General features: G+C 67.0%; 20 protein-coding genes. 8 read left to right on the plus strand and 12 right to left on the minus strand.

From position 1 onward, the window contains the following. Positions 1–80 precede the first annotated feature (80 nt). The 3 genes from ACE3Q6_RS05195 to ACE3Q6_RS05205 form a co-directional block, all read right to left on the minus strand. Positions 81–1238, minus strand: coding sequence for a CCA tRNA nucleotidyltransferase (locus ACE3Q6_RS05195; protein WP_374429361.1), 1158 nt, complete (start codon positions 1236–1238; stop codon positions 81–83). Between the two features lie 113 nt (positions 1239–1351). Further along, positions 1352–1948, minus strand: coding sequence for a CoA pyrophosphatase (locus tag ACE3Q6_RS05200; protein WP_374429363.1), 597 nt, complete (start codon positions 1946–1948; stop codon positions 1352–1354). Then, positions 1945–2931 carry an Hsp33 family molecular chaperone HslO gene (locus ACE3Q6_RS05205; RefSeq protein WP_374429365.1) on the minus strand — a complete coding sequence of 329 codons (987 nt, stop codon included), beginning with the start codon at positions 2929–2931 and terminating at the stop codon, positions 1945–1947. Before ACE3Q6_RS05205 ends, ACE3Q6_RS05200 begins: the two co-directional genes overlap by 4 nt. 78 nt (positions 2932–3009) lie before the next feature. Between ACE3Q6_RS05205 and ACE3Q6_RS05210 the strand changes: the two genes are divergently transcribed. Further along, on the plus strand, positions 3010–3471 hold the full coding sequence (locus tag ACE3Q6_RS05210) for an NUDIX hydrolase (RefSeq protein ID WP_374429367.1): 462 nt from the start codon (positions 3010–3012) through the stop codon (positions 3469–3471). Positions 3472–3489: 18 nt separating this feature from the next. Here the strand turns inward: ACE3Q6_RS05210 and ACE3Q6_RS05215 are convergent, their stop codons facing one another. From ACE3Q6_RS05215 to ACE3Q6_RS05225, 3 genes are all read right to left on the minus strand, one after another. Next, complete coding sequence (locus ACE3Q6_RS05215; protein ID WP_374429369.1) at positions 3490–4089, minus strand: invasion associated locus B family protein; 600 nt, start codon at positions 4087–4089, stop codon at positions 3490–3492. Further along, positions 4079–5452 (minus strand): hypothetical protein, encoded by a 1374-nt coding sequence (locus ACE3Q6_RS05220; protein WP_374429371.1) that lies wholly within the window; start codon positions 5450–5452, stop codon positions 4079–4081. Before ACE3Q6_RS05220 ends, ACE3Q6_RS05215 begins: the two co-directional genes overlap by 11 nt. 218 nt (positions 5453–5670) lie before the next feature. Next, entirely contained in the window at positions 5671–6918 is a 1248-nt protein-coding gene (locus tag ACE3Q6_RS05225; RefSeq protein ID WP_374429373.1) for a PP2C family protein-serine/threonine phosphatase, read from the minus strand. 166 nt (positions 6919–7084) lie between these two features. On the opposite strand from ACE3Q6_RS05225, the gene ACE3Q6_RS05230 reads away from it, so the two are divergent. Then, positions 7085–7417, plus strand: a complete 333-nt coding sequence (locus ACE3Q6_RS05230; protein ID WP_374429375.1) for an Hpt domain-containing protein — start codon at positions 7085–7087, stop codon at positions 7415–7417. Here ACE3Q6_RS05230 and ilvA read toward each other — a convergent pair. Further along, positions 7414–8661 carry a threonine ammonia-lyase IlvA gene (gene ilvA, locus ACE3Q6_RS05235; RefSeq protein ID WP_374429378.1) on the minus strand — a complete coding sequence of 416 codons (1248 nt, stop codon included), beginning with the start codon at positions 8659–8661 and terminating at the stop codon, positions 7414–7416. The two genes, ACE3Q6_RS05230 and ilvA, sit on opposite strands and share 4 nt — an antisense overlap. Before the next feature lie 138 nt (positions 8662–8799). Between ilvA and ACE3Q6_RS05240 the strand changes: the two genes are divergently transcribed. Next, on the plus strand, positions 8800–10026 hold the full coding sequence (locus tag ACE3Q6_RS05240) for an argininosuccinate synthase (RefSeq protein ID WP_374429380.1): 1227 nt from the start codon (positions 8800–8802) through the stop codon (positions 10024–10026). Positions 10027–10118: 92 nt separating this feature from the next. Here ACE3Q6_RS05240 and ACE3Q6_RS05245 read toward each other — a convergent pair whose 3' ends face one another. Then, positions 10119–12026 carry an alpha/beta fold hydrolase gene (locus ACE3Q6_RS05245; protein ID WP_374429382.1) on the minus strand — a complete coding sequence of 636 codons (1908 nt, stop codon included), beginning with the start codon at positions 12024–12026 and terminating at the stop codon, positions 10119–10121. A 203-nt stretch (positions 12027–12229) separates the two neighbouring features. Here ACE3Q6_RS05245 and msrA point away from each other — a divergent pair, with 203 nt between their 5' ends. Next, positions 12230–12832 carry a peptide-methionine (S)-S-oxide reductase MsrA gene (gene msrA, locus ACE3Q6_RS05250; protein WP_374429384.1) on the plus strand — a complete coding sequence of 201 codons (603 nt, stop codon included), beginning with the start codon at positions 12230–12232 and terminating at the stop codon, positions 12830–12832. Here msrA and ACE3Q6_RS05255 read toward each other — a convergent pair. Further along, entirely contained in the window at positions 12829–13572 is a 744-nt protein-coding gene (locus tag ACE3Q6_RS05255; protein ID WP_374429387.1) for an SDR family NAD(P)-dependent oxidoreductase, read from the minus strand. The two genes, msrA and ACE3Q6_RS05255, sit on opposite strands and share 4 nt — an antisense overlap. A gap of 114 nt (positions 13573–13686) precedes the next feature. Here ACE3Q6_RS05255 and ACE3Q6_RS05260 point away from each other — a divergent pair, with 114 nt between their 5' ends. Continuing rightward, positions 13687–14796, plus strand: coding sequence for an alpha/beta hydrolase (locus ACE3Q6_RS05260; RefSeq protein WP_374429389.1), 1110 nt, complete (start codon positions 13687–13689; stop codon positions 14794–14796). Positions 14797–14832: 36 nt separating this feature from the next. On the opposite strand, the gene ACE3Q6_RS05265 is transcribed toward ACE3Q6_RS05260, so the two are convergent. From ACE3Q6_RS05265 to ACE3Q6_RS05275, 3 genes are read right to left on the minus strand one after another with little or no spacing between them, the layout of a single operon-like run. Beyond that, the gene (locus tag ACE3Q6_RS05265) at positions 14833–15417 is read right to left on the minus strand and encodes a Smr/MutS family protein (protein ID WP_374429392.1); all 585 of its coding nucleotides are present in this window, start codon (positions 15415–15417) and stop codon (positions 14833–14835) included. A gap of 4 nt (positions 15418–15421) precedes the next feature. Next, entirely contained in the window at positions 15422–16444 is a 1023-nt protein-coding gene (locus tag ACE3Q6_RS05270; RefSeq protein ID WP_374429394.1) for a murein transglycosylase A, read from the minus strand. A gap of 8 nt (positions 16445–16452) precedes the next feature. Beyond that, positions 16453–17112, minus strand: a complete 660-nt coding sequence (locus ACE3Q6_RS05275; protein WP_374429396.1) for a Tim44/TimA family putative adaptor protein — start codon at positions 17110–17112, stop codon at positions 16453–16455. A 106-nt stretch (positions 17113–17218) separates the two neighbouring features. Here ACE3Q6_RS05275 and ACE3Q6_RS05280 point away from each other — a divergent pair, with 106 nt between their 5' ends. From ACE3Q6_RS05280 to glgX, 3 genes are all read left to right on the plus strand, one after another. Beyond that, on the plus strand, positions 17219–17599 hold the full coding sequence (locus ACE3Q6_RS05280) for an FxsA family protein (protein ID WP_374429397.1): 381 nt from the start codon (positions 17219–17221) through the stop codon (positions 17597–17599). Between the two features lie 133 nt (positions 17600–17732). After that, complete coding sequence (locus ACE3Q6_RS05285; protein ID WP_374429399.1) at positions 17733–18944, plus strand: glucose-1-phosphate adenylyltransferase family protein; 1212 nt, start codon at positions 17733–17735, stop codon at positions 18942–18944. Beyond that, positions 18941–20986 carry a glycogen debranching protein GlgX gene (gene glgX, locus ACE3Q6_RS05290; RefSeq protein ID WP_374429401.1) on the plus strand — a complete coding sequence of 682 codons (2046 nt, stop codon included), beginning with the start codon at positions 18941–18943 and terminating at the stop codon, positions 20984–20986. The genes ACE3Q6_RS05285 and glgX overlap by 4 nt, the downstream gene beginning before the upstream one ends. Positions 20987–21007: the final 21 nt, after the last annotated feature.

Raw genomic sequence — 21007 nt, forward strand, 5'->3', positions numbered from 1 at the left:
GGCGAGCTGATGTGAGATCCCGTGTTCCATGCTGGTCTCCTTCTTGGGTCGGCCATGCGTAGCCGAGTCGCGGCGTTTTGTCACGCCCCTTTCAGCAGATCGTCCTTCGAGAGCGTCAGGTTGGAGGAAAGCCACTGCGATTCCAGCAGCTTGAGCTTTGCGCCAAGGGCTTCGCCCTGCAGGCCGGGCATCAGGTCGGCGGCGGAAACCGGGAAGCGGGCGGTCGCGCCGCGCTGGAGTTCGGCCTGCCAGTCGGTGGGGGGATGAGCGCCGAAGGTGGCGGCGCGAGCGAAGATAGCGTCGGTGCCAAGGGTCTCGCCCAGCCGCCAGCCCAGCGCGGCAGGGGTGTCGGAGGAGCCGGTGGCGGATCGGAGGGCGGTGAGGTCGCGGGCCTCGGCCTTGGAGAGGCGGAGCTGGTCGGTGTCGCCGCCGAGGACGGCCAGGCGGCGGAGCCAGCGGGGGTTTTCCTCGGCGTCGAGGTGGACGAGCGGGGCCAGGGCGCGGGGGTCGGCGCCGGGAAGGACCAAAGCGAGGATACCGGCGTGGGACATGGCGGCGACGGCGGGGGCGGGGTCGTGGGCGGTGAGGAGTTTCTTCAGCTCCGCGGTGATGCGTTCTTTCGAGATGCTGTTCAGGCCGTCGGCGAGCGCGGCGCAGGCAGCGAGCCCTTCGGGGTCGAGGCCCTCGGCCGGGTCGCCATAGGCGGCGTGGAAGCGGAAGAAGCGGAGGATGCGGAGGTAGTCCTCGCGGATGCGGATCTCGGGGTCGCCGACGAAGCGGACGCGGCGGGCTTGCAGGTCGGGGAGGCCGTGCAGGGGGTCGATCACCTGGCCGTGTCGATCGGCGTAAAGGGCGTTCATCGTGAAGTCGCGGCGTTGGGCGTCTTCCTCGATCTTGTCCGAAAAGGCCACCACGGCGCGGCGGCCGTCGGTCTCCACGTCACGGCGGAAGGTGGTGACCTCGTGCGGCTTGCGCTCGGCCACGACGGTGACGGTGCCGTGGTCGATGCCGGTCGGGACGGGTTTGAAACCAGCCCTTTCCGCGATGGTGGAGACGGTTTCGGGGGTCGCGTCGGTGGAAATGTCGACGTCGCTGACGGGTTCTTGGAGGAGCGCATTGCGGACGCAGCCGCCGACGAACAGCGCCTTGTGGCCCGCTGTTTCCAGCGCCTGCATCAGGCCTTGGGTGCCTGGGTGGGTCAGCCAGTCGCCGGTGATGGTGTTGGGTGAGACGCTCATGGGGGCAGGATAGGGGCGGATTCGCGAGACGGATAGGGGTGCGCTTGCGGCTGGCCCCCGGGGCGCTGCCCCGGACCCCGGGATATTTGGGGACATAGAATGGAAGGGGAGGGTTAGGCCTGCACTCGGTCCGCAAGCCCCCGCAGGATGCGCGCGGTGGCGCCCCAGATATAATAGGGGCCGTAGGGGACGGCATAGTAGCGGCGCCAGACGCCCATCCACCGGCGGCGCTCGATTGCGAAGCGGGCGGGGGTGAGGACGTGGGAGAGGGGGACAGTGAAGACCTCGTCGACCTCTCCGGCCTCGGGCACGGGGTCGAAGGGGCCGCGGATCAGGCCGACGAAGGGGGTGACGGCGAAGCCGGTGACGGTTTCGTGGATGGGGAGGTGGCCCAGGATTTCGACGCGGGGTTCGGGGAGGCCGATTTCCTCACGCGTCTCGCGCAGCGCGGCGGCCTCGGGGGTGGCGTCGGTAGGGTCGACCTTGCCGCCCGGGAAGGCGATCTGGCCGGGGTGGTGCTTCAGGTGCGAGGAGCGTTTGGTCAGGATCAGTCGGGGGCCATCCTCGCGCAGCCAGACCGGGACCAGCACGGCGGCGGGGCGGAGGGGTTTGTCCGTTAGGGGCCGGATGCCGGGGTTCAGGTCGAAATCCGAGGACGGCCCGGCGGGGCGGGCGAGCGCCGCGCGCAGGGCGTCCTCGGGGTTGGTCATTCCGGCTTGACCCCTTCGAACCCCAGGGTCTTGGGGTCCAGCTCGTAATGCGCGCCGCAGAACTGGCAGTCGGCGGTGACGACGCCTTCGGCGGTGGTCATCTGCGCGATGTCCTTCTGGCTGTAGATCGACATCGTGTTGCGCACCTTGTCCTCGGAGCAGGAGCAGCCAAAGCGCACCGGCTGGGCGTCGAAAACGCGGGGGCCTTCCTCGTGGAAGAGGCGGACGAGGAGGTCGGTGGGCGGGACCGAGGGGCCGATCATCTCCAGCGTTTCCACGGTGTCGAGGAGGAGGTTGGCTCGGTTCCAGTCCTCCGACTCGGCGCCGCCCAGGATGTCGGCGTGGGTCAGAAGGCCGCCCTCGCCCGAGCCCTGTTCGGCGGCGACACCACCCACGGCGGGCATGTGCTGCAGCATGATGCCGCCGGCGCGCCAGTGCATCGGGCGGCCGGGTTCGGTGCTTTCGCCGTAGGCGAGCTGGAAGCGGGTCGGGATCTGTTCGGACTGGGCGAAGTAGGTCTGGGCGCAGTCGGACAGGCTTTTCCCGGCGATGGGGGTGAAGCCCTGGTAGGGGAGCATGCCTTCGCCCTGGTCGATCATGACGGCGAAATAGCCCTCACCGATCTGGGAGAAGGGGTCGGCGTTCGGGTCCAGCCGGTCGGCGTCGTAGCTCGCGTAGGCGCGGATGCGGGCGGGCTCGCCGTCCTCGGTCGGGCCGTAGTAGTCGGTGGCGATGAGGCGGGCGGCGCCCTTGCCGCGGACCTGCAGCGAGAGCTTCCAGCGCAGCTTGATGGTCTGGCCGATCAGCGCGGTGAGCAGGGCGGTTTCGGCCACCAGGGCCTCGATCACCGAGGGGTAGGCGTGCTGCTTCAGGACCTGGTCGAGGACCCCGTCCAGGCGGGCGACGCGGCCGCGGATGCCCGAGGCGTCAAGCTGGAATGGCAGGACGGTATCGTCCCAGGCGATTTGCGAACCGGTGGTCATGGGGAGTTCCTGATGGTGCCAAATGCTGGCATATCGCGCCTATATAGGCAGAGCAACCGAAGGTCCAAGGGGTAAGGCATGATCCGGCGCTATGGCGAGGCGGTGAAACCGGGGCAGCGATACCGGCGGCGGCCGGGGGTCTATGCGGTGCTTCTGGACGGCGACCACATCCTTGCGACGCACCAGGCGGAACCGGTGCCGGAGTTCCAGCTGCCCGGCGGGGGGATCGACAAGGGCGAGCATCCGATCGCGGCGCTGCACCGCGAGGTGTTCGAGGAAACCGGCTGGAAGATTGCGGTGCGTCGGCAGCTGGGGGCGTTCCGGCGGTTCACCTACATGCCGGAATACGACCTTTGGGCCGAGAAGCTGTGCACGGTCTACCTGGCCCAGCCGGTGCGGCGGCTGGGTCCGCCGTCCGAGGCCGGGCACACTGCGGTCTGGCTGCCGGTCAAGGAGGCCCTGGTGCGGCTGGGGAATTCGGGTGACCGGGCGATGCTGGCGCGTGTGTTGGGCGTGCGCCAACAAGATCAGCGCCTGTAACTGAGCGGATGAACGCGGTCAGCTGCTGCGGTCAATCATGGCCGACCAGGCTTCGGCAAAGCCGGTAAGCGACAAGGGGACCGCCACTTGCGTTCCATCGGCCCGCGTCAGGGAAAAGCGCGTCAAGACCTGCGGATCGGCTGCGACCAGGGCAGCGACGACATCCTCGGGAAGGGGGCCGTCGGCCGCGCAGACCGCGCCGCGGCAGGCGCGCAAGGTCAGCGGGACCAAGGTCTCGCCCGCCGACCAGGTGATCGGCGCGGTTGCGACCACATCCACCGGGAACCGGGCCAGCATCGCGTAGTTCGGAGCCGGCTGATTGAAGAGACCGACCTGAAGCTGCATCACCGGCTTGCCGGTCGAATCGGCAATGTTCTGGTTCATTTCGCACGCCGTCGCCTTGCCGTCGTCGACGCAAGTCAGAACCCAGCTTCCAAAGGTCTCGCTGCTGGCGGTCGGCTGCGAAGGCTCCTGGGCCGCCACGGCGGATGCGAATGCCAGGGCGGCCAAGGTCAGACCTGCCGCGGAAACGTGGTGTCTTGCCGAGCGAGACATGGCTTTTTCCTTCATTCCGATTGCGCCGCCGGTTCGCCCGTCACCGCTGGTGTCAGCCGTCAATGCTGACGATTCCGTTCACGACCGCGTCCACACCGCTGGTGATCGTCCCGGTGTTGACGGCGCCAAGGGCCGTCGTCGACAAAGCACCCACCGTGCCGTTGACCGAGTACATGGTATTGGCAATCGACCCGTCGATGCCGGTCATGTTGGACGCGATGTTAAGCACGAGGACGCCAGTATCCGCGCTGCCGCCCAGCTGGTCGACCGCCGACGAGACGGCATAGGTCCGCCGGGTCTTGGCCTGGTCGACAGCTGAACTGACGCCCAGGGCGATTTCGCCGGTATTCACTGCGCCAAGCGCGGTGGTGCCCATGTCTCCGAAGGCAAGCGACGGCACTTCGAACTCGATCGCCTCGGTAGAGGCGTCGGCAACAACCCGTTGAGTGTGCTGGGTCAATCCCATGACCACGTTCGTGATCGAGCCGTCGATCCCCGCGCCCGCCGGGCCACCGAGATTTTCGGCGATGTTGACGAAAGTACCGTTCAGCTTCGCGAGATTGGTCCCCTCATCGACCTGGACGAGAACCCGCTCCAGCACGGAAAGCTGTGGCTCTTCTGGAACCGGATCGGGCTCGGGCTCGCTATCGTCTGGATTCGGGTCGAAAGGTGTCGGCGCAACGTTGCCGGTGCCGTCACCGAAGAGATCATAGACGGCAACCGTTTCACCGGCCGATTCGTTTTCGACCGTGGTCAGGCCGACGTTGACGCCGTGCCAGACCTCGACGCCGGTGATGGTCCAGCTGATGCTGTCATAAGTGCCCAGGAACTGGATGACACCGTTCCCCTCCTGCCCCGTAAGAGTATAGCCGGTCTCTGCGTCGCCCCCGGCGGTCAGGTATTCGTTGCCGCTCAGCACGACGAAAGGCTGGCTGAAGGTCAATTGCCCCTCGATGCCCGGCCTGCCCAACGAATAGATCCCCAGCACGGCGTTGGTGACATCGGTGCCGAATTCCAGCGTGTGCGCGAGGTACTGCGGCTCCGTGGCGCCTGTTGCGGTGATGATCTCGCCGGAGTTGATTTCCTCACCGCCATCAGGTGCGGTCGGCGACACCTCCGACTCATAGGCAGGACTGCCCCATTCGCTCCAGTCGAAATCCGTGGATGACGCTTGGTACACCTCTCCCGACAAGGTCAGGTTGATCGTGTTTCCCGTGATCGGATCAACAACGGAACCGGCAGCACCGGGAGCAAAGTAGATGCCCGGTTCGGTGCCCGTCAGCGGATACTCGGCCGGGAGCGTCCAGGTCGCCCAGTTGGTCGTATTCGCTTCGGCCATGGCCGCGCCCGACATCGAGAGGGTTATGGGAAGACCCAGGGCAACAGTGGTCAGCGCGGTGCGACCGGACAGGGCGAACTTGGTCATCTACTTCCCTTGCTGCAAGACCTGCCGGGTCAGGGGCAAGGCGCTTGACTTGTTATTATTCAAGAAATGGAGGTTATCCGGTCGGGCAGCATTTGACGCAGTTCCGGATGATAGTTGGCGACGCTCCTTCCATGAAGGGTGGTCCGAAAGATACTATCGGTCCAGTCGGGGGCGCGAGGCAGCGTTGCGCTTTGGTGAGTCCTTCAAGAGGAACACGGTCAGCCCAAAAGATCGAACACGATCCCCGATACGTCGTCTGGAAACGAGTCGGTCCCCGCCTTGGCGGTCAGGTCCCAGATCATCGCCTCCAGAAGGTCGGACCCGCTAAGATGGGCCGATAGGCGCAGGCTTTCGATCAAGCCGTCCTCGCCAAAATCGCGGCCATCGGGCAGCGGGCATTCGGTGAAACCGTCCGACACCAGAACCAGGCGGTCGCCGGGGGAAATTCGGGTCGTGATCTGGTCGTAGCGCGCGCCGTCGACAAGGCCGACGGGAAGGCCGCCGTGGCCAAGCTTCTGCACGCGCCCGTCGCGGTGGATAAGCATCGGATGGGGGTGGCCGGCCTGGACGAGGTCCATCCGGCCGGTCGCGCGGTCGATGACGGCAAAGGCCATGGTAAAGTATTGCTCTGCCTGGATTTCCTCCAGCATGAGGCGGTTGAAGCGGTCGACGACGGCGGCGGGGGGCAGCAGGATGTGCTCCCCCTCCGGTCCGGTCTGGAACGCGAGGTTCTGTTCCGGCGAGGACCCGGTCAGAAAACCGGCAAGCCGGGCTGTCATCATCGCCGAGGCCACGCCATGGCCGGAGACGTCGATGGAATAGACGACGACCCGGTCCTCGCCCACGCGGAAGCTGCCGACGAGGTCGCCGCCCACCCGGCCGGAATTCCGGAGGATCAGCGAGGCGCGCGACCAGCCGTAATCGCGGACGCGGTCGCGGATCAGCGTCTGCTGAAGCTTCCGCGCCTCGATCAGGTCGCGGTCGAGCGAATCGTAGAGTTTCTGCAACTCGACCAGGGTCGAGACGATGACCTTGTTCTTTGCCAGAAGCTCGGCCTGCATGGCGAGCATCCGTTCCCCGGCGCGCAAGCGGGCGCGCAATTCGCTGGACGCGACGGGTTTGGTCAGGAAATCATCGGCCCCGGCCTCCAGTCCGTCGGCGATTTCGGTCGTTTCGGACTTGGAGGTCAGCAGGATGAAATAGCCATAGCTTTCCCGATCCAGGCCCCTGAATTCGCGGCAGAATTCAAGGCCCGTCAGGCCCGGCATCATCCAGTCGCTGATGATGATGTCGATATCCGAGGAGCGGCACAAGTCCAGTGCGGCGCGGGCGTTTTCACATTCGCTGACGCGGTATCCCCAGCGGCGAAGCTGCATCGAGACCATGTGCCGTTGCGCCCGGCTGTCATCGACGACGAGCACGTGGCGCGGCACCTCGGCCACGGGCGTTCCATCCTGAAGTTTCATTGGGCTGACAAACACGCATCACCTCCGCTGCGGTCAGACTGGAGGCGGGGTGTTAACGGCGGGTGAAAGATCGAATGCGAGGGAAATCGGCGGCGGGCAGCCACGAATTGTTAAGGGCGATGTCGGCAGGATGCAGCCTTGGGTATGCCGAACGGGGTGTGGTGGCATGATTGACTGGAGACGGGTCGCAGAATTGCGGGAGGAGATCGGCGCCGACGGATTCGTCGAGGTCGCCGACATGTTCCTGGACGAAGCCGAGGGCGCGGTACAGGCGCTGGTCTCGGGACTTCCGCCAGCCGAGGTGGAGGGGCAGTTGCATTTCCTGAAGGGAAGCGCGCTGAACCTGGGCCTGTCGGACCTGGCCGCCATCTGCCAGGATGGTGAGCGGCGGGCGGCCGCAGGGCAGGTGATCGATACGGGCCAGGTCGCTGCGATCTGGCAGGCGTCGCGCGCCGGACTGCTGGGCGGGCTTGCCTCGGGCGAGGCGGGCGCGGCCTAGATCAGGAACTCGGACAGCGCCTCGTCGTTGGTGATGTCCCGGAAGGCAAGACCCGCCCCCTCCATCCGGCGGCGGAAGTCGTCGAAATGGCCGGCGGTCTTTGTCTCGATCCCGATCAGGACCGAACCGAAGTTGCGCGCGGATTTCTTCAGGTATTCGAACCGGGTGATGTCGTCATCCGGGCCGAGCAGATTCAGGAATTCGCGCAGGGACCCGGGGCGCTGGGGCATCCGAAGGATGAAGTACTTCTTCAGGCCGGCAAAGCGCTGGGCACGTTCCTTCACTTCGGGCAGGCGCTCGAAGTCGAAGTTCCCGCCAGAGGTGACGCAGACCACGGTCTTGCCTCGGATTTCCTCGGCGAGTTCCGGCAGCACGTCGACGGACAGCGCGCCTGCAGGTTCCAGGACGATGCCTTCGTGGTTCAGCATTTCCAGCATGGTGACGCAGATCCGGTCCTCGGGCGCGAGGAGGACATTGCCTGCATCGACCCAGGAGAGCATGCGGAAGGTGTTGTCGCCGATCCGCGCCACGGCGGCGCCGTCGACGAAGCTGTTCACGCGGGGAAGTTTCGTCGGAGTCCCTTCCTGCAATGCGGCCGTCAGGCTGGCCCCGCCCAAGGGTTCCACGAATCGGAAGTCGGTCTCGGGCGCCACATCGCGCAGGTAGCCGGTTACGCCAGAGGAGAGGCCGCCCCCGCCGACTGGCAGGACGACAAGGTCCGGGGCCTGTCCCAACTGCTCAAGCAGTTCGACGGCGACGGAGGCCTGGCCCTCGATGACGTCGGGATCATCGAAGGGGGACAGGAAATGCGCCTGGTGGTCGGCGCAATAGGACTGGGCGGCCGCGAGGGTCTGGTCGAAATAGTCGCCCGTCAGCTCGATCCGGATGTTGTCGCCGCCGAAGACGCGGGTCTTGTCGATCTTCTGTTGCGGCGTGGTGACCGGCATGAAGATCACGCCCTGGACCCCGAAGTGGCGGCAGGCGAAGGCGACGCCCTGGGCATGGTTTCCCGCACTGGCGCAGACGAACTGGTGCTGGTCCGGCTTGCGCTTGCGCACCTTGCGCATGGCGTTGAAGGCGCCGCGCAGCTTGTAGCTGCGGACGGGGGAGAGGTCCTCGCGCTTCAGCCAGATCTCGGCGTCGTAGCGGGCCGAGAGGAAGTCGTTCCGCTGGAGCGGCGTCTCGGGGAAGAGCTCGCGCAGGGCGGCGGTGGCTTGGCGGGCGGCGGTGCTGAACTGGGTCATGGAACCCAGATGCCGGAAGGGCGGGGCTGTGGCAAGGAATGCCTTGGTATGCCGGGATTGTAAGGGGCACAGGGCATTGCTTGCCCTTGGGGGCGTTTGGGATTAAGCGCCAGCAAAACCGCGCATGGAGCCTTCCCGATGCTGAAGCCCAAGAAAGTCGTCCTTGCCTATTCGGGCGGCCTTGATACCTCGATCATCCTCAAGTGGCTGCAGACGGAATACGGCTGCGAGGTGGTGACCTTCACTGCCGACCTGGGCCAGGGCGAAGAGCTGGAACCGGCGCGGGCGAAGGCGCAGCTGATGGGGATCAAGCCGGAGAACATCCACATCGTCGATGTCCGGGAAGAGTTCGTGCGAGATTTCGTGTTCCCGATGTTCCGGGCCAACGCGCTGTACGAGGGGCTGTATCTTCTGGGCACCTCCATCGCCCGCCCGCTGATCAGCCAGCACCTGGTGCGGATCGCGCATGAGACCGGGGCCGATGCGGTGGCGCATGGGGCGACGGGCAAGGGGAACGACCAGGTGCGGTTCGAACTGTCGGCCGCGGCGCTGGACCCCGCGATCAAGGTCATCGCGCCGTGGCGGCTGTGGGACCTGACCAGCCGGACGAAGCTTCTGGAGTTTGCCGAGGCGAACCAGATCCCGATTGCCAAGGACAAGCGCGGGGAGGCCCCGTTCAGCGTGGACGCGAACCTGCTGCACACCTCCTCCGAAGGCCGCGTGCTCGAGAACCCGGCGGAGGAGTTCCCGGAGTATGTCCTGCAGCGCGTGGTGCCGGTCGAGCAGGCCCCGGACACGGCCGAGATGGTGGAGATCACCTTCGAGAAGGGCGATGCGGTCGCCATCAATGGCGAGCGGCTGAGCCCGGCGACGATCCTGACCCGGCTGAACGAGCTGGGCGGCAAGCATGGCGTGGGCGTGCTGGACCTGGTGGAGAACCGCTTTGTGGGGATGAAGAGCCGTGGGGTCTATGAGACCCCCGGTGGGACGATCCTGCTGGAGGCGCACCGGGGGATCGAGCAGATCACGCTGGACGCTGGCGCGGGGCACCTGAAGGACAGCATCATGCCGCGCTATGCAGAGCTGATCTACAACGGCTTCTGGTTCAGCCCCGAGCGTGAGGCGCTTCAGGCGCTGATCGACAAGACCCAGGAACACGTGACCGGGACGGTGCGGGTGAAGCTTTACAAGGGCTCGGCCCGGACGGTGGCGCGGTGGTCGGAGCATTCGCTTTACAGCGAGAAGCACGTCACTTTCGAGGACGACGCCGGGGCCTACGACCAGAAGGACGCCGAGGGCTTCATTCGGCTGAACGCGCTGCGGCTGCGGCTGATCGCAAGCCGGAACGCCCGGGTGGCGAAGTAGGCTGTCCAGCGTGGACAGGATTGTCCACAAAGAGAAATCAAGGGGTTGCAGGGGGCGGTTTACGCCCCCTTAACTTTTGCGGCGACGGAGCCTCAGGGCGCGCGCGGCAACTCGGCCGGTTGACCGTTCCAGGTGCCCGAGAGGCTGAAGGATTCGTCCTTGGTGCGGTGGAGGTAGGTGAGCTTGCCCTCGGCAGCCCCGCGGACCGTCACGTCGATGCTGAGGCTGTCATCGGGTTCGTCCATCAGGATTTCGAGCGCCGTCCCGGTGAAGGAAAGATCCCGCCAGAAACTGCAGTCGATGAGAGAAAAGTCGGTCCCCTGGTCGCCGGGCGTGGCAAAGATCGTGCCGCCCAAGGGGCAACCGATCGAGACGGGATGGTCGCCATTCCAGGTGACCAGGGGGATATAGTGCAGAAGCTCGGTCTCGATGGCGCGGGCGACGTCGAGGGGCCGGGACAGCTGCTCGGGGTCGGTCAGGGTGAGGGGCACATAGGCGGCGATGGGGTCCTGTTCGCAAAGCTGCTCGCGCGCGGCAGGGAGCTTGCCGTCGTAGAGGAGGGCCTGGACGATCCGGTCGGGGCAGGGATGACCCCGGCCCCAGATGACGTGCGGACCGCCGGTCATGAAGATCCCGTAGGCGTTCCTTGCGTTGTCGAGGACGGAATAGGCCATCGAGATGGGCGTGATCGGGTCGTTGGACCCGTTCAGCACCAGGGTTGGCCAGTCGCCCCCGGCATAAGGCGCGGGGCGGGTCGCGGAACCCTGGTGGGGCCAGTAGGCGCAGGCCAGCCGCTCGATGAAGTAGGAGCGCAGAAGCCGCGGCGCCTGGGGCGCAAGGGCGCGGGCCTCGTCCAGGATGCGGCGGGCGCGGTCGTCGGGACTGCCCGCACCGCTGTCATAGTCAGAGCAGGTGATCCCGTAGTAGGCGGCGCCGAACCAGGCGGGATCCTCCATCCCGATTTCGGTTTCGGGGTCGATGAAGAGGTTGGAATAGCCAAGCTGAAGAAGCGGCACATGGTTGCCGCGTCCTGCGGCGGCCAGCGCCCGGAGAAACTCGGCCCGGCCTTCGGGTGAGTAGAGCGCATAGAAGGCGCTGGCTTCCAGGTGGCTGGCAGTGAGGCTGCGGTCGACCTGACCGCCGTGGCCGAGCGTGTAGGGTACGGTGACGGCGCCGGTGGCGAGGCGGGCGGCCAGGTCGTCGTAGACCTGCGCCGGGTCCGTCGCGAAATCCGCCTGGCAGGCCGGGATCCCACGGCAAAGCGCGAAGGTGTCGGACAGAAGCGCCTCGGCTGCAAGGGTGTAGCGGCGGTAAAAGGCTTCGGCGTCCAGCGTCAGGTCGACGACGCCGTCCAGGATCACGCCCTGCACCGCCTGCGGAACCTGGGTGGCATAGGCCTGCACAAGCTGGGTCCCGTAGCTTTCGCCGTAAAGCCAGACCTTTGGCGCGCCGATGGCCTGGCGGAAGGCCTCGGAATCGCGGATGGCCTGGTCGGTGTTCACCACGGGCAGCAGGTCGTCGGCCCCCATCTCGGCGGTGCAATCGGTGACATAGGTGCGGGCAGAGGCGAGGAGGGCCTCGGTTTCCGAGAGCGGGACGAAGGCGCTGTCGAAGCGGGCCTGGGCGATCGGGCAGGACAGGCCGTGGACCTGGCCGATGCCACGCTGATCGACGAAGACGATGTCCATGTTCTCGGTCAGCGATGGGTCGAAGGCGGAAAGGTAGCTGTCGGCCGAGGCAAGGCCCGAGCCCCCGGGGCCGCCGACGAAGTAGAACAGGATGCCCCGGCTTTCATTGGTGGCGAAGGACAGCGCGAAGGTGATGTCGAGCGTCCGCGCGGGATCGTTGGCGCGGTGGTCCAGGGGGACGGTCAGCGTCGTGCAGGTCAGGCTGCCCAGCTCGCAGGGAAAGAGGTCAAGGCCCGAGACCGCGTCCGAGAGCGAGGGGCCGGCGTGCGAGGGCGCGGCAAGAAGGCAAAGGGCAAGAAGGGCGTGGCGCATCCAGGTCCTGGGTCGGTTTCGGGTCAGCGGGATGGGCCCGCGCGCTGGGAGGCAGGCTATTGCGGGATCGGGGGCAGGCCAAGGAGTTTCGGACGGTCTGGCCCGGTCAGGCCGGGGCTTCACCTTCCGGTGAGCCACGGATCGGTGATTGGTCACGCGGTCCGGCTGGGGTCACGGTCCGCACGACAGCAGGGGAGGTGCGGATGTTTCGTTTGGCCATGGTGATGCTTCTGGGTCTGACAGGCGCGGTGAAGGCAGAGACGGCCATCCTCGCGGGCGGGTGCTTCTGGTGCGTCGAAGCGGATTTCGAGCCGGTGGCGGGGGTGAGCGATGTCGTCTCGGGCTTCACCGGCGGCGAGATGCAGAACCCGACCTACCGCAACCATGACGGCCACCTGGAGGCGGTGATGATCACCTTCGATCCGGCGGTGATCTCGTATGGCGAGCTGGTGGCGAAGTTCCTGCGGTCGGTGGATGTGCTGGATGCCGGTGGCCAGTTCTGCGACCGGGGCGCGTCCTACCGGACGGCGATCTTCGTGCAGGATGCGGCGCAGAGGAAGGCGGCCGAGGCAGCCGTGGCCGAGGCGGAGGCGGCGCTGGGGCAGAAGGTGGTGACGCCCGTTCTGGAGGCGGGGACGTTCTGGATGGCCGAGGGCTACCACCAGGATTACTACAAGTCGTCCGAGATCGTGCTGACCCGGGCCGGTCCGAAGAAGAAGTCCAACGCCTACAAGTTCTACCGCGAGGCCTGCGGGCGCGATGCCCGGGTGCGGGAGCTGTGGGGGGCCGAGGCCTTCCCGCGCTAAGGAAGGGGCGGCAGGCCCGCGGCGGCGCGGAGGTCCGGGGCGCGGACGTCAAGCTCTTGTCCCGCCAGCGGATCGGCGGCGGGGGTGCAGAGCCAGGCGATGGCGCGGGCGGGTTCGTGCGCGGGGGCGAGGTTCTCGCGCGGGATCTTCGAGACCGGGTTGATGCCCGAGGCGCGGATCGCGACCTGCATGTCGGTGTCGACGACTCCCGGGGCGAAGCCGAAGATCCGGATGCCCTGCTCCCCGTATTCCAGGTGGACGGAGCGCGTCAGCATGGCGAGGCCCGCCTTGCCGGCGCAGTAGGCCGACCAGCCTTCCTGTGGGCGGTGGGCCGCGCCTGAGGAGATGTTGACGATGGTCCCGCCACCCTTGGCAACCATTCCCCGCAGCGCGCGTTGGGTCGCGTGGAATTGCGAGGTGAGGTTGATGTCGATGCTGGTGGCCCAATCCTCGGCCGAGATGTCGAGGATCCGACCGATGGGGGCGATGACGGCGGCGTTGTTCACCAGGATGTCGAACGGCTGGTCCAGCAGGGTGGCCATCGCGATCCGGTCGGACATGTTCGCGAGGTGGCCGGTGGCGGGGATGTCCCCAAGCTCGCGCTGGGCGGCGGCGATGTTGGCGGCGTTTCGGGCGGTGAAGTGGACGGTGGCGCCCGCCTCGGCCAAGGCGCGTACCGTGGCGAGGCCGATGCCGCGATTGCCGCCGGTGACGAGGGCGGTCTTGCCGGAAAGGGTCATGGGGCCTCCTGTTCGATGGGAGTGCAGTGTGCGGCGGAGGGACGCCCGTGTCCACCGGGGTCGGGTTGACGCCGATCGGTGGGCGGGCGAGGGTCAGTGAAAGAGGAGATCGCGGTGCGCAAGCTGTTGATGGTTCTGGTGCTGGCGGGCTGCGCGGCGCGGGGCGAGTTCACCATGGCCCCCGAAGGTCTGGCCGGTGGAACGCCGGAGACGATCTTCGTCGGAACGACCCGGATGAAGGACGGCGAGGTCTATGCCTTCGGCCGGTCCGGCGAGCCGGGCTTCCTGCGCTATGACGTGGCGATCCCGCCCGAGCGGGAGCCGGGCGAGGTGAACTGGCCGCCGAAGACGCGGAAGCCGGACGGCAAGCGGGATTTCCTGACGCTGGACGCGCGCGGGTTCGATTCGGCGGATGCCTTCAGCGATGCGCTGCGGTCGGCGATGAAGCTGCGCGGGCAGACCGACGCGGTCGTCTATGTGCACGGCTTCAACAACACGATGGCCGAGGGCGTCTATCGGGTGGCGCAGATGCACCATGACCTGAAGGTGCCGGGCGTGGCGGTGCATTATGCCTGGCCCTCGCGCGGGTCGGCGCTGGGCTATGTCTACGACCGCGACTCGGTGATGTTCGCGCGGAGCGGGTTCGTCTCGCTTCTGGACGAGGTCGAGGATGCGGGGGCGCGGGAAATCATCATCATCGCGCATTCGATGGGGGCCTTCCTGACGATGGAGGGCCTGCGGCAGATGGCGTTGAAGGACGGGCCGGGCGCGCTGGACCGGATCAAGGGCGTGGTGCTGATCGCCCCGGACCTCGACCTGGACGTGTTCCGGGCACAGGCGCGCGACATCGGCAAGCTGCCCGAGCCCTTCGTGATCTTCGGCAGTTCGCGCGACCGCGTCCTGAACATTTCGGCCACGCTGTCGGGGACCGGAGACCGGCTGGGGAACATGGAAAGCGTGGCGCAGGTCGCGGACCTGAACGTGATCTACCTGGACACGGCGGCCTACAACACCGGGGACGGACACTTGAACCTTGGGGAAAATCCGGCGCTGCTCAGCCTGTTCGGCGGGCTGATCGGGATTGCGGATGCGTTCACGGCGGATGCCCGGGCGCGGGTCGGTCTGCTTCCCGGGCTGGTGCTGACGGTGCGCAATGCGACCGAGATTGTCCTGCGGCCCGTGGGGGCCATTGCAGAAGGGCGGCCGAGACTGGCGCCGCGCTGATCCGGGTGCGCGGCGGACTGATTGGCGACGCCTGGCCTAGCGGCGACGGAGGTAGACGTAGTAGGCCCCACCGCCCCCGTGCTTCAGGTGCGCCTCGCTGACCTGAAGCACCACGGGGCCGAGCGGCGGCAGGTACAGCCAGTGCGGCACCTGGTGGCGCAGCGCACCCATGCGCTGGGGGATCGGGCCGGTATCCTCGCGCCGCTTGCCCTTGCCGGTGATGACCAGCACAAGCCGCAGCCCGGCGGAATGGGCGTTGAGGATGAAGCGGATCAATTCGGGATGCGCCTCGGCCAGGGTCAGGCCGTGCAGGTCGATCCGCGCCTCGGGCTGAAGCTTGCCGCGCGTCATCTTGGCATGGGTGCCCGCGTCCATCCGCAAGGGGGCCTGGCCCAGAAGCTCGGGCAGGGTCGGGGCCAGTTCCCGCTTTTCCGGGGCGCGGTGCTTTTCGCCCAGGACGAAGGGCGAGAGGCGCGGCTTGGCATGGGCCATCGGCGGCGGCTCTGGCGCTTGGGGCGGTTCGGGCAGGTGGAGCGGCTGGCTGTGCAGCGGCCGCGCGGTCCGTGCGACGCTGCGCCAGAGGTCGGCTTCCTCGGGCGAGAGATGGCGGCGGCGGGGCATCGGACTAGTCTTCGAGCATCGCGAAGGCGCGGTCGATGGGCAAAAGAAGGACCATGCGGCCGGGGTCCTTGACCGTGCCTGCTGCCGCGCCTGCCTCCGCGCCGGTCCCGTAGAAGATGTCGGCGCGCTGCATGCCCTTGATTGCGCCGCCCGTGTCCTGGGCCACCATCAGGCTGCGGATCGGGCGCTTGCCATCCTTTTCGATCCAGACCGGGGCGCCCAGCGGCGTGAACTTGGGATCGATGGCGACCGACCGCAGCGTGGTGATCGACCGACCCATCGCACCGATGGGGCCGTCCTCGGGGTTCAGGGTGCCGATCTTGCGGAAGAAAACGTAGGAGGGGTTGGTTTCCAGCAGCTCCTTGCCGGACCCTGGGTTCGTCCGCACGTAGTTGGCGATCTCGGGCGCCGAGACCTGGTCCAGCGTATGGGTGCCGCGCCGGATCATTTCCTGCCCGACGGAGCGGTAGGCGTGGCCGTTCTTGCCCGCATAGCCCACCCGCATCACCGAGCCGTCCGTCAGCCGGATCCGGCCCGAGCCTTGGACCTGCAGGAAATAGACGTCCACGGCATCGTCCAGCCACGCGATCTCCAGCCCTCGGCCGGCGATGGCCCCGCCGTCGATGGCGGCGCGGGAATGGTAGACCATCCCTTCGCGCAATTCGGGCGGGCGGGCATAGATCGGAAAGCGGAAGCGGCCGGTGCGGGTCAGGGAGCCTTCAAGTTCAGGCTCGAAATAGCCGGTGAAAAGCGCGGGCGGCTGGCCGACGACGACGGGCTTGAAGAACAGCTCGAAGAAGCTGCGGGCAGAGGCTTCATCCTTCGGGACATCGGCGGCGAGGGCACAGATCGGTTTCCAGTCGGGCTGGTCGATCAGGTCGCAGGTGCCAAGGAAGGAATCCAGCGCGGCGAGATGGTTGTCATCGCGCCAGCCGTCGAGCGCTTCGAAATCAAGGACTTCGGCAGAAACGGGAACGGCGGCCATCACGGCCGCCGCGAAAGACAGGGTGCGGAGCGCGCGGCGCATCCCAAGGATCAGTCGCCAGTCGCGACCAGCTGCCAGTTCGGGTCGTCCGACCCCATCTGGCGGGCGAAGGTCCAGATGTCGCGGGACTTCTTCACCTCGCGCGGGGAGCCTTCGACGATCTCGCCGGCCTTGTTGCGCACGACGTAGTTCTGTTCGCCGACGAAGCGGACGGTGATCTCGGCCATGCGGGTATCGGGGGCGAAGGTCGCGTCGTGCAGCACCAGTTCCTTGATGCCAAGGAAGCTCGCCTCGACCGTCAGACCCTCGGCCTCGCGCGCGGCGATGGCTTCGGCGAAGCTCGCCTCGACGTCATCGGCGAGGAAGGGGCGGATGCGGTCAAGCTCGCCCTTTTCGAAAGCCATGAGGATCATCTCGTAGGCACCCCGGGCGCCCTGGAGGAAGGGGCCGACAGTGAAGGACGGTTCTGCCTTCTTCATCTCGGCCAGGGCGCGGGCGGCGTCCGAGCCTTCGGGAACGTGGTCGGTGATGTCGCGGTCGGGACCGCCCTCAATCACCTCGAAGTCGCGGCGGACGCGGGGGCGGACCTCATCCAGCGGGATCGGGGGCTTTTCGAAGCCGTCGCGGGTGCCAAGGACGGAACGGAGCTTCAGGATGAGGAAGATCGCGATCCCGGCAAGGACCAGGAGTTGGATCAGGCTTCCGTTCATGAATGACCTCGGACTTTCCGTTTAAAACCTTCGGGCTCGCCCTTATGTAGGGTGGGGTCGCAGCGAAGTCTACCATGCGACCGAAGAACGCAATCGGAGATTGGCGATGTGGGTCGTCCTGGCTGTCCTGGCTTTGCCGCTGGTGGAAATCGCCCTGTTCGTCACGCTGGGCGCGGAGCTGGGCCTGGGGCTGACGCTGCTGTGGGTTCTGCTGACGGCGGTGGTGGGCGTGCTGCTGCTGCGGGGCATGGCACTGGGCGGCCGCCGGGGCCTGCGCGAGGGGTTCCAGGAGGGGCTGCAGGACCCCCTGTCGCCGCTGGCGCACCGGGCGCTGATCGGTATGGCGGCGGTTCTGTTGATCCTGCCGGGTTTCTTCACCGATGCGCTGGGGCTGATCCTGTTGTTGCCGCCCGTACGGACTGCGATGATCCGGATGCTGGCCCGCAGGGTGCGGGGCGTGCGCATCATTCCCCGGGATTTTCCCTGAACATCCGTGGGTTGAAAGGCTTGGCAAGGTCTGGGTCTTAGCCGGAAATCTGCCGTTGTGGCGGGAACCTTTCGCCGCGTGGCAGGTTTAAGTCGGACTACCCGTCCCTTCCCAAAACCAAGCGAGGCCGCCCGTGGGTAATTCCCCCGAACTGAAGGATACTGTCGCGATCGTTCTGGCCGGTGGTCAGGGGACGCGGTTGTTCGAGCTGACGGGGCGCGACTGCAAGCCCGCCCTGCCCTTCGCGCGCTTTCATCGCATCGTGGACTTCACCATGGCGGCCCTGGCGCGGTCGGGGGTGGAGAGGGTGATGGTGGCGACGCAATATCGCCCGGAGGGTCTGTCGGCCCATCTGCGCGATGTCTGGAGCCCGGTCTGGGCCGAGGGCGGACTGATGTTGAGGGACGGGGCCGCTGCCAAGGGCGGCAGCTACCGCGGGACGGCGGACGTGCTGCGCGCCAATGCGGCAGAGCTGGACGCGATGGGTGCGCGCGAAGTGCTGGTGGTCGCGGCCGACCACATCTATTCGATGGATTACCGGGGCTTCGTCGAGGCCCACCGCGAGACGGGCGCTCCCCTGACGCTGGCGGCCATGCCGGTCCCGCGCGAGGAGGCCGGGCGGTTCGGCATCGTGACCGAGGGGCCGGGCCACCGGATCGCAGGCTTTGCGGAGAAACCCGACCAGCCGGCCGCGATCTTCGGGGATCCCAAGCACTCGCTGGCGTCCCTGGGGATCTACGTGGTCGACTGGCCCTGGCTGCGCGAGATGTTGGCTGATCCCAAGATCCTGGACTTTGGCGAGGACGTGATCCCGCTCGCCGTGCATGGCGGCGAGGCGGCGGTATGGCGCTGGGACGGCTACTGGCGGGACGTGGGCACGCTGGATGGGCTGCGGGAAAGCTGGCTCGACTTCGAGGCCGGACCTCCGCCCTGCCGGCGGCCTCTGGTGCCGGGGATGAAGGTGCGGATGCAGGCGGCGACGCTGCCGCGCGATGCCTTCCATGCCAGCGTGAACCTGGGCGGGTTGCGGCTGATGTCGCCGATGCTGGGAAGCGGCAACCCTGAACGCTGGACCGCGCTGGACCGGTCGATCCTGATGCCGGGGGCGCGGGTGTCTCCGGGCGTGCGGCTGACGAATGTCATCGTCGCGCCGAATACGGTGATCCCGCACGGGCTGCACATCGGCGAGGACCCCGAGGAGGATGCCCGCTGGTTCCGCGTCGCGGGTGAGACCACGCTGGTCAACTCGGCCATGCTGGCGCGACGGGGTGCCTTGCGGACGCCCGTCTTCTCGCTCTTTCACGGCTCGGTGGCCGGGACCCGCAAGGTGCAGGGGGCACAATGATCCACGAGCAACCTGCCGTATTGGCGTTTGATGCACTCAAGGGCCGCCCCGACACGATCGGGGCGGTTCCGGATGGAGAGGGCACCAACTTTGCGCTGTTTTCGGAAAACGCGACCCGGGTGGAGCTTTGCCTTTACGACGAAGCGGGCGAGGTCGAGACGGCGCGGCTGGACCTGCCCGAGATGCAGGGCGGCATCTGGTTCGGCTATCTGCCGGGCATCGGCGCGGGGCAGGTCTATGGCTACCGGGTGCATGGCCCCTGGGAGCCGGAGGCGGGCCACCGTTTCAATCCGGCCAAGCTGGTCCTGGACCCCTATGCGCGCGAGTTGCGCGGTGAGCTGGTCTGGGACCCGGCGGTCTTTGGCCACACCGGCGACGACCTGACGCGGGATGATCGGGACTCGGCGCCCTTCGTGCCCAAGGCGGTGGTGGTGGACCCGGACTTCGACTGGAACGCCGACGAGGCCTTGCGCCACCGCTGGGAGGACACGCTGATCTGGGAGGTGCATCCCAAGGGCGCGACGATGCGCCACCCGGAGGTGGATGAGGAGGATAGGGGATCGCTGTGCGGGTTGGCCTCGGACGCGATCATCGCACACCTTCAGCGGGTCGGGGTCACGGCCGTCGAGCTTCTGCCGATGCACGGCTTCCTTCATGACCAGTTCCTGCTGGACAAGGGGCTGAAGAATTACTGGGGCTACAATACGTTATCCTTCTTTGCGCCGCACCGTGCCTATCTGAAAACCGGGCGCGCGGACGAGGTGAAGGAAGTCGTGCGCAAGCTGCACAGGGCCGGGATCGAGGTGATCCTGGACGTGGTCTACAACCACACGGCGGAGGGGTCTGAGCTGGGGCCGACGCTGTCGTTCCGGGGGATCGACAATGCGTCCTACTACCTGCTGGCCGACAACAAGCGGCACTGTTTCGACACGACGGGCTGCGGCAACACGCTGAACGTGGCGCATCCGATGGTGCTGCGGATGGTGATCGATTCCTTGCGCTACTGGGTGCAGGTGATGCACGTGGACGGGTTCCGCTTCGACCTGGCCTCGACTTTGGGGCGCGAGGCCGCGGGGTTCGAGCGCGAGGGGTCGTTCTTCGCGGCGATCCGGCAGGACCCGGTGCTGAGCCAGGTCAAGCTGATCGCCGAACCCTGGGACATCGGCGAAGGCGGCTATCAGGTGGGAGGTTTCCCCTTTCCGTTCCGCGAATGGAACGACAAGGCCCGGGACGACATGCGCGCCTTCTGGCGGCGCGATCCGGGGTTGAAGGGCGACCTTGCCCAGCGGCTTCTGGGCTCGCCCATCCAGTTCGATCATTCGCAGCGGCCGGCAACGTCTTCCATCAACTTCCTGGCGGCCCATGACGGCTTCACCCTGCGCGACGTGGTGAGCTACGACGGGAAGCACAACGAGGCCAACGGCGAGGACAACCGCGATGGCCACGACCACAACCTCAGCCACAACCTAGGCGCCGAAGGGCCTACCGACGACGAAGGCATCCTGGAGGCGCGGCACCGGCGGTCGAAGGCAATGCTGGCGACGCTGATGTTGAGCCAGGGCGTGCCGATGCTGCTGGCGGGCGACGAGTTCGGCCAAAGCCAGGGCGGCAACAACAACACCTATGCCCAGGACAGCGAGATTTCCTGGCTGCATTGGGAGGCGGCGGATGAGCGTCTGGTCTCTGCCGTGGCTGACCTGGTGGCCTTCCGGCGCAAGGTCGGGCTGGCAGACTCCCGCTTTGCCCGCGCGCCGGGCGACGGCAACGACGGGCCCGAGATCAGCTGGCTTGGCCCCGATGGGCCGCTGGACGAAAGTGGCTGGGGACAAGAGACAGCGCTGGGGCTGCGCTATCACAGGGCGGAGGACGATCTGCTGATCGTCCTGAACCAGGGCCACGACGCGGAATTCGACCTTCCAGAGGGGTCGTGGCGGCGGCGGATGGACACGGCGGCTGATCCCATCGTGTGCGACAGGATCGAGAGCGGCAGGATCAAGCTGGGCTGGCAATCGGTGTCCGTCTGGCAGGAAGCCGCGGGGTAAGGGCCGGAACCCCGCAGGCCA

Source organism: Tabrizicola sp., from assembly GCF_041913445.1.
Taxonomy (GTDB): Bacteria; Pseudomonadota; Alphaproteobacteria; order Rhodobacterales; family Rhodobacteraceae; genus Tabrizicola.